This is a genomic window from Erwinia persicina (assembly GCF_019844095.1).
Taxonomy (GTDB): Bacteria; Pseudomonadota; Gammaproteobacteria; order Enterobacterales; family Enterobacteriaceae; genus Erwinia; species Erwinia persicina.
The window spans coordinates 4,587,650-4,600,786 of the sequence record NZ_CP082141.1; the positions used below are offsets into that span (position 1 = coordinate 4,587,650).

Below are 13,137 nucleotides of genomic sequence, written 5' to 3' on the forward strand. Positions count from 1 at the left end.
CAGTTTCCACAACGGTTGATAGCGCGGCAGAGATCTTTATTATCGGAGTAAGCGCCCTGAAACGCAAAGCGCAACCGTGAAGTTCACTGTCACGACGACAATGACAAAATCCAGGAGAGTTAAGTATGTCCGCTGAACACGTTCTGTCGATGATGAACGAGCATGAAGTCAAATTTGTTGACCTGCGTTTTACTGACACCAAAGGTAAAGAGCAGCACGTGACTATCCCCGCTCATCAGGTTAATGCTGACTTCTTCGAAGAAGGCAAAATGTTTGACGGCTCCTCTATTGGTGGCTGGAAAGGTATTAACGAATCCGACATGGTTCTGATGCCTGACGCCACCACGGCAGTCATTGACCCGTTCTTTGCAGATTCTACCCTGATCATCCGTTGTGACATCCTCGAGCCAGGCACGATGCAGGGCTACGACCGTGACCCGCGCTCTATCGCGAAACGCGCTGAAGATTTCCTGCGCTCTTCCGGCATTGCAGACACCGTTCTGTTTGGGCCAGAGCCAGAGTTCTTCCTGTTTGATGATATCCGTTTCGGCAGCAGCACCTCCGGTTCTCACGTCGCTATCGATGATATCGAAGCTTACTGGAACTCCGGTAAAGAGTACGAAGGCGGTAACAAAGGCCACCGTCCGGGTCTGAAAGGCGGCTACTTCCCGGTGCCACCGGTTGACTCCTCGCAGGACATTCGTTCTGCCATGTGTCTGACGATGGAGCAGATGGGCCTGGTGGTTGAAGCTCACCATCACGAAGTCGCGACTGCGGGTCAGAACGAAGTGGCCACCCGCTTCAACACCATGACCAAAAAAGCTGACGAAATTCAGATCTACAAATATGTGGTACACAACGTCGCTCACGCATACGGTAAAACAGCGACCTTTATGCCAAAACCGATGTTTGGCGATAATGGCTCTGGTATGCACTGCCACATGTCTCTGTCAAAAGGCGGCACTAACCTGTTCGCCGGCGACAAATACGGCGGCCTGTCTGAAATGGCACTGTTCTACATCGGCGGTGTCATCAAACATGCTAAAGCCATCAACGCCCTGGCGAACCCGACCACCAACTCATACAAGCGTCTGGTACCAGGCTATGAAGCACCGGTGATGCTGGCTTACTCTGCCCGTAACCGCTCTGCTTCCATCCGTATTCCAGTGGTTGCCAGCCCGAAAGCCCGTCGTATTGAAGCGCGCTTCCCGGACCCAGCCGCTAACCCGTACCTGTGCTTCGCTGCACTGCTGATGGCTGGCCTCGACGGCATCATCAACAAAATCCACCCTGGCGATGCGATGGACAAAAACCTGTACGACCTGCCACCAGAAGAAGAAGCAGAGATTCCAAAAGTAGCAGGTTCTCTGGATGAAGCCCTGGCGGCCCTGAACGAAGACCGCGAGTTCCTGACCCGTGGTGGCGTGTTCACTGACGATGCAATCGAAGCGTACATTGAACTGCGTAAAGCTGAAATGGACCGCGTTCGTATGACACCGCATCCGGTTGAGTTCGAACTGTACTACAGCGTTTAACATCGCATTTAAGTTTGAAGTAAGCCCGACGCACTTTTCGTTGCAGTAAGGCGGCCAAAGAAAGTCGGATGCGCTGAGTAAAATCAGGTCATTCGGTTAACGGAGGAAAGCCATTCATGCTGCGACGAGAAAGGCGGCCGGGGTTTTGTTGCCGTGGAAACTTTCAGCCCATCTCAGGATGGGCTTTTTTCACCGCAAATTCCCCGTTTAACGGGGTAGTTTTCGGGTTATATGGCTATAATGCACTAATTTGGTGCAAAAAATTCTTCAGGAGAACGCTGTATGGCTACCGGCACGCCGCCCGATGCTGGGCAGATTCTTAATTCACTGATCAACAGTATTTTGCTGGTTGATAGTGAGTTGGTGGTCCATTACGCCAACCCCGCAGCACAGCAGTTGCTGGCTCAAAGTTCCCGTAAGCTGTTTGGAACGCCTCTGCCGGAGTTGATGGGTTATTTTTCCCTGAATATTGAGGTCATGCTCGAAAGTCTGGACGCAGGACAAGGCTTTACCGACAGCGAAGTGACCCTGGTGGTCGACAGCCGGGCGCACGTGATGTCGCTTACCGCGCAGCGTCTGCCTGATGGACTCGTTCTGCTGGAAATGGCGCCCATGGACAATCAGCGCCGCCTTAGTCAGGAGCAGCTTCAGCATGCGCAGCAGGTCGCCGCGCGTGATTTAGTGCGTGGCCTGGCACATGAAATTAAAAACCCGCTGGGGGGATTACGCGGCGCGGCGCAGCTGCTGGCCAAAGCGCTTCCCGACCCGGCGTTAACGGAATACACAAAGGTCATCATTGAGCAGGCCGACCGCCTGCGCAATCTGGTCGACCGCCTGCTGGGCCCGCAACAGCCGGGGATGCATGTGACACAGAGCATCCATCAGGTCGCGGAACGGGTGGTCAATCTGGTGTCGATGGAGCTGCCCGACAATGTGTCGCTGGTTCGTGATTACGACCCAAGCCTGCCGGAGCTGCCGCACGACCCCGATCAGATAGAGCAAGTCCTGTTGAATGTCGTACGTAACGCCCTGCAGGCGTTGGGTGAGGCAGGTGGCACCATTATTTTACGTACCCGGACGGCGTTCCAGCTTACGCTGCACGGCACACGCTATCGCCTGGTGGCGCGCATCGATATTGAAGATGACGGCCCCGGCATTCCGGCACAGCTGCAGGACACGCTGTTTTATCCGATGGTGAGCGGTCGCGAGGGCGGCACCGGGCTGGGATTATCCATCGCCCGCAGCCTGATCGATCAGCATTCGGGAAAAATAGAGTTCCACAGCTGGCCCGGACACACTGAATTCTCGATTTACCTGCCTATTCGCCAGTGAGGTTTCTATGCAACGAGGGATAGTTTGGATCGTCGATGACGACAGCTCCATCCGCTGGGTGCTTGAACGCGCGCTCACTGGAGCGGGTTTAACCTGTGCAACGTTTGACAGCGCCAGTGAGGTGCTTGAGGCGCTTGCGAGCAAAACCCCGGACGTTTTACTGTCCGATATTCGCATGCCCGGGATGGATGGTCTGGCTCTCCTGAAGCAGATCAAGCAGCGGCATCCGATGCTGCCGGTCATCATTATGACCGCGCACTCCGATCTGGATGCTGCCGTCAGCGCGTATCAGCAGGGTGCCTTTGATTATCTGCCCAAGCCTTTTGATATTGATGAAGCGGTGGCGCTGGTGGAACGTGCCATCAGTCACTACCAGGAACAGCAGCAGCCCCGTAATCAGCCAGTCAGCGGTCCTACCACCGACATTATTGGTGAAGCCCCGGCGATGCAGGATGTGTTTCGTATTATCGGTCGCCTGTCGCGCTCGTCGATCAGCGTACTGATTAACGGCGAGTCGGGTACCGGTAAAGAGCTGGTGGCCCATGCGCTGCACCGGCACAGCCCGCGTGCTAAGGCACCGTTTATTGCCCTTAATATGGCCGCGATCCCCAAAGACCTGATCGAGTCTGAACTGTTTGGTCATGAGAAAGGCGCCTTTACCGGTGCCAATCAAATCCGCCAGGGACGCTTTGAGCAGGCCGACGGCGGTACGCTGTTCCTTGACGAAATTGGCGATATGCCACTGGATGTCCAGACCCGCCTGCTGCGCGTGCTGGCCGATGGCCAGTTCTATCGCGTCGGCGGCTACGCCCCGGTGAAGGTGGATGTGCGTATTATTGCCGCCACGCATCAGAACCTTGAGCTGCGCGTGCATGAAGGGAAATTTCGTGAGGATCTCTTCCACCGCCTGAACGTGATCCGCGTGCATCTGCCGCCGCTGCGCGAACGGCGCGAAGATATTCCGCGTCTGGCCCGTTATTTCCTTCAGGTCGCTGCCCGTGAACTGGGCGTGGAGGCCAAAATCCTCCATCCGGAAACAGAAACTGCACTGACGCGTCTGCACTGGTCCGGTAACGTTCGTCAGTTGGAGAATACCTGCCGCTGGCTGACCGTGATGGCCGCCGGTCAGGAAGTGCTGATTCAGGATCTGCCGCCGGAGCTGTTTGAAACCTCGACGCCGGAAAGTCCGGTACAATCGCTGCCGGACAGCTGGGCCACGCTGCTGGCACAGTGGGCTGACCGTGCGCTGCGTTCCGGTCATCAAAACCTGCTGTCAGAAGCCCAGCCGGAGATGGAGCGGACGCTGCTTACCACCGCTCTGCGTCATACTCAGGGCCATAAGCAGGAAGCGGCACGTTTGCTGGGCTGGGGGCGCAATACCCTGACGCGTAAGTTGAAAGAGTTGGGAATGGAATAACCCGTTGACCTCATCGGGGCAGGCCGGAAAAAGAAGGTCTGCCCCGAAAAATCCTCGCACGTCACTCTTTGTGAGATCGCTAAAGGGATCGACCTTGTCCCGGTCGACACATCCAGTCAGATCACCCGTGAGAATTGCGCACCAGACGCTTTCTCCCGCAGGTAGCGATCAAAGCACATACAGATGTTCCTTATCAGCAATCGTCCCTTAGCAGTGACCACAAGGCCATTATCGTGGTATTCCACCAGCCCGTCCTCAATCAGCGGCAGCAGCGCTGAAAGATCGTCGGCAAAGTACCGGCGGAAATCGATGCTGTAACGGGCTTCTATCTCGCTGAATGACAGCGAAAAATTGCAGATCAGGTTTTTAATCACGTCACGACGCAGGCAGTCATCCTCGCTGAGCTGCAGGCCGCGCCACAGGGCCGTTTTTTCTGCCCTGAAAGCCGCATAATAGTGCTTCAGCTCTTTTTGATTCTGTGCGTAAGTGTCCCCGATCATACTAATGGCCGACACGCCCATGCCCAGCAGATCGCTATCGCCCTGCGTGGTGTAGCCCTGGAAATTACGATGCAGCTCACCCGCACGCTGGGCCATCGCCAGTTCGTCGTCACGGCGGGCAAAATGGTCCATACCAATAAACTGATATCCCTGAGCCGTCAGCGTGGCGATGGTTTGCCGTAAGATATCCAGCTTTTCCCGGGCCTCGGGCAGATCCTGATCTTTAATTTTACGTTGCGCGGGGAAGAGTGCCGGCATATGGGCATAGTTAAAAACACTGAGGCGGTCAGGGTTAAGCTCAACGACCTTTTGCAGGGTGAAGGCAAAACTCTCCGCCGTCTGCAGGGGCAGACCGTAAATCAGGTCAATGTTGGTGGAGGCATAGCCCAGCTCACGCGCCCGGGCCATCAGGGCAAAGATCATCGCCTCATCCTGCACGCGATTCACCTTCTCCTGCACCTGCTTATTGAAATCCTGTACCCCCATGCTCAGACGGTTAAAGCCTTCCGCACGCAGATGATTAAGTACGTCGAGTTCAATTTCTCGCGGATCGACTTCAATCGATATCTCTGCGTCCGCGGCAAAGTGAAAATACTGACGCAGGCAGGTCATCAGGCGGCTAATTTGAGCCGGGGTGAGAAACGTTGGCGTACCGCCGCCCCAGTGCATCTGGCTCACCGTGCGCTGGCGGAACAGCGGCGCGCGTGCGGCAATTTCCTGTATCAGCACATCCAGATACTCATCCGCTTTGTGCTGCTGGCGTGTCACCTGCTTATTACAGCCGCAGAAATAACAGAGTTTGTGGCAAAACGGAATATGCAGATACAGTGACAGAGGGCGATCGGGATAACGTTGCGTTGCCTGCATAAAGACAGACTCATCGTAATCCTGACGGAATTCGAGTGCGGTCGGATAAGAAGTATAGCGAGGGCCGGCGATGTTGTACTTCTGGATCAGTGGGAGATCCCACTCGGTGGTCTGTAATTTCATGCTCACTTCCTTATCGTCGTCGCATAGACCGCCGCGTGACAGGAAGCTGCTGGCTGACGATCCTGCTGCGCAGCCGGGTTTTCAGCCGCGATAGCCGCTGTAGTTTAACGAATAACCACCCCAGCCAGCACAGCAGAATCAGCGCGATAATTGATCCAGGCCAAATCATCACCAAATACCCTGTAAAGATAAAGCAGCGCTCATTTGCGCTGCCTCAAGGAACGTCAGAGAAACAGGATATCGCCGGCGATCAATCTTTGCCCTTCAGCAGACGGTACATATCTTCTTCCGCCTGCTCATCTTCAGCGCCATCGTCCAGGGCAATGCCTAGCTGCTCCATCAGGACATCAATGCGGTCCAGTGAAGCATCCAGCCAGGCCTGATCTTCTGCCGACAGGGCGTCACCATTTTCCAGACGATCGAGCAGGGTATCCAGACGTTCATCATTTTCCAGCTGCGCCAGTTCTTCTTCCGGCGACAGGATCACTTTTTTCTCAGGGGCAGGTTTCGCGGCTTTAACCGGCTTTGGCTTGCTGGCCACCACATCGCTACCCAGCGCGACCGGTTTTTTACTGCCGATACGCGGATCTTTGGCAGGTTTGCCGTTGGCGTTTTTCTGACTTTCGGTGACCGGGTTCGCGCGGCTGCCGGAAGCATGACCACTGTGCTTTTTATCACGTTTGCGGTCACGTGCTTCCTGGTTGATCTCATCACGCGTTTTACGTTTCACTTTAGCTCCCGGTTTTTTATCCTGGGGCGTGCGTGCGGGTTGCTTCATGGTTTCTGCTCTCAGACGTTTATCTTCAGTATAGAATTGCCGCGAAATCTAGCAGAAAGCAGGCAAAGAAAAAAGGCGCCAGGTCACCCTGTCGCCTTTTTTCGCACCTTCCGCGGAAGGACTGACAATGTCAGCATCCTTATTAGCAGCCAGCATCCCTGTTTTCCGTTGCCATTGCTTAATCCTGTTAGCATTCCTGATTCCCTGTCGCGCACACCTGTGCACATCTCCTTCCCCGCCCGGGATCGTCCTGATACTCCTTGAGCGCTTCATCCTGAAGTGAAATATCCTGTTTCTGCCTACAAATGTAGACTAACCAGTCCAGCAAACAAGGTGACAAAGGTAATTTTTACTCTGTTTTTTTAGGACTTTTCTCAAGCCACTGAAAATTAGTAAAAAATCCATTTTTATAGAAACAAAATGCAGAGTCCGCTGGCAATCCGAATGGTCAATGTCTCACAAGCACCGTTCAGGCAGTGTCTTACCGGGCGCTTTGCTGCCATACAGGGTATAATCAGCGCAATTGCCCTTTTTATCTGGAGTATCTATTTTGTCTGGCTGGAATTATCACGTCACCCATTTTGTCACCAGCGCCCCTGATATCCGCCACCTGCCTGCCGATACCGGCATCGAGGTTGCTTTTGCCGGACGTTCTAACGCGGGTAAATCCAGCGCGCTGAATACGCTGACCAATCAGAAAGGCCTCGCCCGTACCAGTAAAACCCCGGGTCGAACCCAATTAATTAACCTTTTCCAGGTGGCTGAAGGCTATCGTCTGGTCGACCTGCCAGGTTATGGCTACGCGCAGGTTCCGGAGGAGATGAAGTTAAAATGGCAGCGTGCGCTGGCAGAATATCTGCGCGATCGTAACTGTCTGAAAGGGCTGGTCGTGCTGATGGATATCCGCCATCCGCTGAAAGATCTCGACCGTCAGATGGTGATGTGGGCAGTGCAGAGTGGAATTGAAGTGCTGATCCTGCTGACCAAGGCCGACAAACTGGCATCCGGCGCGCGTAAAGCACAGCTGAATGCAGTTCGTGAAGAAGCGAAAACCTTCCTCGGTACGGTGGATGTTGAAGCGTTCTCATCCCTGAAGAAGATTGGCGTGGATAAACTGAGTCAGAAGCTGGACAGCTGGTATCGCGATATCCCGCCGGCAACAGAAGAAGAAAGCGACAGCTGAGAATAGTGTGTTCTTTCGACCTGAAACGGGCGTAACAGTCAGACGGCCAGAACATGAGCCCCTGAGCAGAGTGTGCAGTCAACGATCGGGGCGCGTGAGCGCCGCTGATACAGTCACGACGTCAGGGATGCTGGTAACAGACAATAAAAAACGCCCCAGTCATTACTGACTGGGGCGGCTAAAATATTCAGCCAAATCCGATTACGTGAAGTAAAAGGTCTGAAAGATAGAACATCTTACCTCTGTACCCTACATCTGAAACTTTACATCATTTTTTGAGCGCTCAAAAGCGTTTTTTGTAGTTAATTTTCAGAAAACGACATCCATTATCCAACTCAAGTCACAGAAAACCACCTAACGTGTAGCTTAATTACTAAAAAAGTGTTTTAGCAGAAACGCTTAGCCGGGGTGGCGCTATCCAGCGTAAACAGGGAAGTGCTGAACCGTTTAAAGCGACAGGCTGATGATGTGATTAAACTCAGCCTGTCGCGTCAGGTCTAAATGTTAATGAGCTTCGTCCCAGTTATCTCCTACACCAATATCAACACGTAGCGGGACATCCAGTTTCATACTCCCTTCCATTAATTCACGGATTTTCGCTGATGCCACGTCGACGGCACCGGACTGAACCTCAAACACCAGTTCATCGTGTACCTGCATGATCATTTTTACGTCCCCGCTGGTCTGAGGCTTCAGCCACTCATCAACAGCGATCATCGCGCGCTTAATGATATCCGCCGCGGTCCCCTGCATAGGGGCATTGATCGCCGCTCGCTCTGCCGCCTTACGGCGCATTGCATTGCTGGCTTTAATATCCGGGAGGTAAAGACGTCGGCCATCCAGCGTTGAGACATAACCTTTTTCGGCGGCCAGCTCACGAGTGCTTTCCATGTACTGCAGCACCCCTGGATAACGCTCGAAATAGAGATCCATATACTTCTTCGCTTCTCCGGCTCCAATATTGAGCTGACGCGACAGACCAAAGGCGCTCATCCCGTAGATCAGACCAAAGTTAATGGCCTTGGCGCTTCGGCGCTGCTCTCCGCTGACCTTATCCAGCGCCACGCCAAACACTTCAGACGCGGTGGCACGGTGGATATCCTGTTCGCTGGCAAACGCTGTAAGCAATCCTTTATCCTGTGACAGGTGCGCCATGATACGAAGTTCGATCTGGGAGTAGTCAGCCGCGACAATGCGGTATCCCTTCGGTGCAATAAAGGCCTGCCGGATACGTCGTCCTTCATCGTTACGCACCGGAATATTCTGCAGATTTGGATCGCTGGAAGAGAGACGGCCCGTGGCGGTGACCGTCTGATGATACGAGGTATGTACCCGGCCACTGTGGGGATTAATCATCAGCGGCAGCTTGTCAGTATAGGTAGACTTCAGCTTGGACAGGCCGCGATGTTCCAGAATCACTTTCGGCAGCGGATAGTCCAGCGCCAGCTCGGCTAGCACCTCTTCGCTGGTCGACGGTGCGCCACCCGGCGTTTTCTTCGTCGGCTTAATACCCTGCTTTTCAAACAGAATAGTTTGTAGCTGCTTCGGGGAAGAGAGGTTAAACGGTTCGCCTGCCAGCTCATGGGCTTTCAGCTCCAGCTCCGCCAGACGGCTCCCCAGCTCCTGCGAGTGCGTCGCCAGTATATTCTGGTCAATCAACACGCCGTTACGTTCAATACGTGAAATGACCGGTACCAGCGGCATCTCAACCTGCTCAAAGACCGTTTTCGGTCCCGCTTCTTTTTCCAGCTCTGGCCACATTTTCAGATGCAGCTGCAGCGTGACATCAGCATCTTCGGCTGCATAGTGTGCCGCCTGCTCCAAAGCAATCTGGTTGAATGTCAGCTGATTTTTGCCTTTGCCGGCAATCTCTTCAAAGGTCACGGTTTTATGATTCAGCCAGCGGGCTGCAAGCGTATCCATATCATGGCGACCCGCTACGCTGTTCAGCGCATAGGACTCCAGCATGGTGTCGAACGCAATCCCCTGCAGTTCGATACCATAGTTTGCCAGCACGCCGCGATCGTACTTGAGGTTCTGCCCGACTTTATGTGCTTTCGGGTCCTCCAGCAGCGGCTTAAGACGCGCCAGTACCGCTTTCCGATCTAACTGCTCCGGGGCATCAAGGTAGTCATGCGCCACCGGCAGGTAGGCCGCCTCTCCGGGAGCGGTGGCAAATGACAGCCCGATAATATTGGCGCTGAGAGTATCCAGCGAGTCCGTTTCCAAATCGAAGGCAAACAGCGTGCACTGCTGTAATTTTTTCATCCAGCCGTCGAACGTTGCTTCGTCCAGAATGGTGACATAGCCTTCTGAAGAGAGCACGCGGGTGGATTCCTCCACGGCAAGCTGGCTTTCAGCCACAGCGACTTTTTTCGCAGCAACGTTGCCTTTATTACCCTGAAGCCATTTTCCCTCTTCCAGATCGACAATCCAGCGTTTGAATTCGTAATGCCTGAACAGCCCGAGCAGTTCTTCCACTGCAGGCTCTTCTACCGTCAACTGTTCGCTGGTTAATTCCAGCTCAACGTCGGTTTTAATTGTTGCCAGCTGATAGGAGAGGAAAGCCATCTCCTTATTTTGCTCCAGCTTGGCCGCCATGGTTTTCGCGCCACGAAACGTCAGCGTTGCCACTTTATCCAGATTGTCATAGATATCTTTTACACCGCCCAGTCCCTGTAACAGAGCCTGCGCTGTTTTTTCCCCCACCCCTGCCACGCCAGGAATATTATCGGAGGAGTCGCCCATCAGGGCGAGGAAATCAATGATCAATGACGGTGGGATACCGTATTTCTCCACCACCTCATCCGGGCCGAGAATTGCATTATTCATGGTGTTGATCAGCGTGATATTGGGTGACACCAGTTGAGCCATGTCTTTATCACCTGTACTGATCAGTACGGGTTTTCCGGTCCTTTCTGCGGCCAGTGCCAGCGTACCGATGACATCGTCGGCTTCCACACCGGAAACCGCCAGCAACGGCAACCCCATCGCTTTTACCATCGCGTGTAGCGGCTCAATCTGTGCACGCAAATCGTCCGGCATCGGCGGGCGATGAGATTTGTACTCTTCAAATAATTCGTCGCGGAAGGTTTTACCCTTGGCATCAAATACCACTGCCACATGACTTGGCTTATATTGCAGCAGCAGGCTGCGCAGCATATTTAATACGCCGTACATTGCACCGGTGGGTTCGCCCGCGCTATTGGTCAGCGGAGGGAACGCGTGATAAGCACGGTACAGGTAGGAAGAGCCATCTACCAGAATCAGCGGGTTTTCTGCAATTTGAGCCATAAGTCGTCACGTTCTTCTTTGGTTTTTGATTAGGGGTAAGGATGCCACAGCTGACCCTGAAAGATGAAATCTCAACGACGATTAATCTTCAGTCAGTAGCCATTTTGCGCAGCGCTTCGCATGAACAGATTGTGGATAAGTTTGTGTGTAAATTTACTAACATGGAATAACTTATGTGGAAAACCGAAAAGATAAGATTATTTTTTGTTTATAATCATTCGGTTATTTATACAAACCAGGATTTTCTTCAGGATTTACGGAATAAGAGTGATGTGGATATAAATTAATGCCCGAGCGTTTAGATACGCGATCTCTCACTGTGGAAAGCACATTTTTACGGTAATAATTTCGTAGCGAAGAAAAAACGCCGGGCTGGCCGGCGTATTGAAAATCTTCAGAGGGTTACTTTTTAGAAACCAGGAACTTCACTACGTTGGCGTACTGCTGAACAAAGTTATCCTGTGAGCTGGTATCCAGGCCACCGTTGTTCACCATATATTTACCATTAACGAACATCGCAGGCACGCCACGCAGATCCAAATCGGCGGCAGCTTTCTCCTGCTGGGCGACCAGTGATTTCACCACGAAGCTGTTCCAGGCGGCATCATATTCTTCAGGCTTGATACCCGCCGCTTTCACAAATACCGCTTTCAGACTGGCTGGATCGGTGATGGTTTGTGTCTGCTGAACACCTTCAAAAATAGGAGCTGTCACTTTATCTTCCACACCCAGTGCCATCGCCACAGCCCAGGCCTGCGTCACGGTTTTACCCATTTCGCCACCGAGGAACTCGACGTGGTACTTGGTAACTTTTGTATCAGCCGGCAGAGCTTTCTTCACGGCATCACTTACGTGCCATACATGCTCAAACTGATAGCAATGTGGGCAGAAGAATGAGAAGAACTCGAGAACCTGAGGTTCGCCAGTCGCCGGTTTATCCAGCGTAACGTATTGCTGACCATCGGTAAATTGTGCGGCTGACGCGCTGAATGCCAGAACCATACCAACGAGCGCAAACAAAATCTTTTTCATCGTGAAACTCTCTCCTAATTACATCTCAGTAGGCGAACCAAAGGGTGATCACACCTGGAAAACAGGCGCAAGCTGGAGCGGGGGCTCCTGTAGAAGCTTGTTCTGTTCATTAAAAGTGGAAATCTGTCGGCGCCAGAAATCCTCATCCGTCATCCACGGAAAACTGGCCGGGAAAGCCGGGTCTTGCCAGCGGCGGACAACCCACGCAAGATAATAAACCATCCTCATAGCACGTAAAGGCTCAATCAGTGACAATTCATGAGTGTCGAACTCACAGAATTCCTCATAGGCCTCCAACAGAATATCCCATTGCAGCCTTTGCTCCTGACGGTCGCCATTAATCAGCATCCACAGATCCTGTACTGCCGGGCCATTACGCGCATCGTCCAGGTCCACAAACAGCGGACCGTCACGCCATAAAATATTCCCTGGATGGCAGTCACCGTGCAGTCGCAAAGGTTGCCACTGAGTATGCCAGCAGTTTTGTAAAGTTGTGCGCAGGCGGCCAATACTGGCCAGTAAATCGCTTTTTAGCTTAGACGGAACCAGCGGACTGTCTGTCAGAACCTGTAACGGCTCATCGATATACTCCTCTAAACCGATAGTGGGTCGGGCAGCAAATGTCTGGCGACGGCCAACCTGGTGAATGCGTCCGAGAAAACGGCCTACCCACTCCAGATGGTCATAATTATCGGTTTCATATTGACGTCCCCCCAGGCTGGGGAAGACGGCAAACCAGTAACCCTGATGCTGGTGAAGCGTTGAGCCCTGCAGGATCAGCGGTGCAGCAAGCGGGATCTCATCAGCAAACAGTTCTGTGGCGAACTGATGCTCTTCTTCTATTTGCCCTTGAGACCAGCGCTGCGGTCGATAAAATTTGGCCACATAACGGCGTTTATCGTCATCCGAGAACTGATACACGCGATTTTCGTAACTGTTGAGCGCCGTCAGGCCGGATTCAACCCGCAGCCCGGTTTCCCACAGCGCATCAAGGATAGTATCAGGCGTGAGGGCGTGGAAGTTAAAGGCAGGTTCTTTCATCCGGGAGGCTCGCTGATAATCAGTGAAGAATAGCG

Annotated in this window: 10 protein-coding genes; 4 read left to right on the top strand and 6 right to left on the bottom strand. The window is 53.2% G+C overall.

What is annotated here, in order from left to right; translation table 11 throughout:
- Positions 1 to 125 precede the first annotated feature (125 nt).
- The 3 genes from glnA (at position 126) to glnG (ending at position 4,284) form a co-directional block, all read left to right on the top strand.
- Positions 126 to 1,535, top strand: a complete 1,410-nt coding sequence (gene glnA, locus K6L24_RS21215; RefSeq protein WP_062747000.1) for a glutamate--ammonia ligase — start codon at positions 126 to 128, stop codon at positions 1,533 to 1,535.
- Positions 1,536 to 1,817: 282 nt separating this feature from the next.
- Positions 1,818 to 2,867 carry a nitrogen regulation protein NR(II) gene (glnL, locus tag K6L24_RS21220; protein ID WP_062747002.1) on the top strand — a complete coding sequence of 350 codons (1,050 nt, stop codon included), beginning with the start codon at positions 1,818 to 1,820 and terminating at the stop codon, positions 2,865 to 2,867.
- Positions 2,868 to 2,874: 7 nt separating this feature from the next.
- On the top strand, positions 2,875 to 4,284 hold the full coding sequence (glnG, locus tag K6L24_RS21225; protein ID WP_062747003.1) for a nitrogen regulation protein NR(I): 1,410 nt from the start codon (positions 2,875 to 2,877) through the stop codon (positions 4,282 to 4,284).
- A 116-nt stretch (positions 4,285 to 4,400) separates the two neighbouring features.
- Here the strand turns inward: glnG and hemN are convergent, their stop codons facing one another.
- On the bottom strand, positions 4,401 to 5,774 hold the full coding sequence (hemN, locus tag K6L24_RS21230) for an oxygen-independent coproporphyrinogen III oxidase (RefSeq protein WP_187510346.1): 1,374 nt from the start codon (positions 5,772 to 5,774) through the stop codon (positions 4,401 to 4,403).
- 250 nt (positions 5,775 to 6,024) lie between these two features.
- Entirely contained in the window at positions 6,025 to 6,552 is a 528-nt protein-coding gene (yihI, locus tag K6L24_RS21235; RefSeq protein ID WP_062747005.1) for a Der GTPase-activating protein YihI, read from the bottom strand.
- Between the two features lie 550 nt (positions 6,553 to 7,102).
- On the opposite strand from yihI, the gene yihA reads away from it, so the two are divergent.
- Positions 7,103 to 7,735: a ribosome biogenesis GTP-binding protein YihA/YsxC gene (gene yihA, locus K6L24_RS21240; protein WP_062747008.1), complete on the top strand. Its 633-nt coding sequence runs from the start codon at positions 7,103 to 7,105 to the stop codon at positions 7,733 to 7,735.
- Positions 7,736 to 7,922: 187 nt separating this feature from the next.
- On the opposite strand, the gene spfP is transcribed toward yihA, so the two are convergent.
- The 4 genes from spfP to K6L24_RS21255 form a co-directional block, all read right to left on the bottom strand.
- Complete coding sequence (spfP, locus tag K6L24_RS22555; RefSeq protein WP_071892919.1) at positions 7,923 to 7,970, bottom strand: small protein SpfP; 48 nt, start codon at positions 7,968 to 7,970, stop codon at positions 7,923 to 7,925.
- 269 nt (positions 7,971 to 8,239) lie between these two features.
- A complete protein-coding gene (polA, locus tag K6L24_RS21245; protein ID WP_191928199.1) occupies positions 8,240 to 11,029 on the bottom strand; it encodes a DNA polymerase I in 2,790 nt (929 codons plus the stop codon).
- A 402-nt stretch (positions 11,030 to 11,431) separates the two neighbouring features.
- Positions 11,432 to 12,061 (bottom strand): thiol:disulfide interchange protein DsbA, encoded by a 630-nt coding sequence (gene dsbA, locus K6L24_RS21250; protein WP_062747013.1) that lies wholly within the window; start codon positions 12,059 to 12,061, stop codon positions 11,432 to 11,434.
- Between the two features lie 48 nt (positions 12,062 to 12,109).
- Positions 12,110 to 13,102 (bottom strand): serine/threonine protein kinase, encoded by a 993-nt coding sequence (locus tag K6L24_RS21255; protein ID WP_062747016.1) that lies wholly within the window; start codon positions 13,100 to 13,102, stop codon positions 12,110 to 12,112.
- Positions 13,103 to 13,137: the final 35 nt, after the last annotated feature.

What these genes read in the sequence shown, in the direction of transcription:
- yihI (WP_062747005.1), bottom strand. Translation starts at nt 6,552, where the DNA reads ATGAAGCAACCCGCACGCACGCCCCAGGATAAAAAACCGGGAGCTAAA.
- hemN (WP_187510346.1), bottom strand. Translation starts at nt 5,774, where the DNA reads ATGAAATTACAGACCACCGAGTGGGATCTCCCACTGATCCAGAAGTAC.
- polA (WP_191928199.1), bottom strand. Translation starts at nt 11,029, where the DNA reads ATGGCTCAAATTGCAGAAAACCCGCTGATTCTGGTAGATGGCTCTTCC.
- glnA (WP_062747000.1), top strand. Translation starts at nt 126, where the DNA reads ATGTCCGCTGAACACGTTCTGTCGATGATGAACGAGCATGAAGTCAAA.
- dsbA (WP_062747013.1), bottom strand. Translation starts at nt 12,061, where the DNA reads ATGAAAAAGATTTTGTTTGCGCTCGTTGGTATGGTTCTGGCATTCAGC.
- glnL (WP_062747002.1), top strand. Translation starts at nt 1,818, where the DNA reads ATGGCTACCGGCACGCCGCCCGATGCTGGGCAGATTCTTAATTCACTG.
- K6L24_RS21255 (WP_062747016.1), bottom strand. Translation starts at nt 13,102, where the DNA reads ATGAAAGAACCTGCCTTTAACTTCCACGCCCTCACGCCTGATACTATC.
- glnG (WP_062747003.1), top strand. Translation starts at nt 2,875, where the DNA reads ATGCAACGAGGGATAGTTTGGATCGTCGATGACGACAGCTCCATCCGC.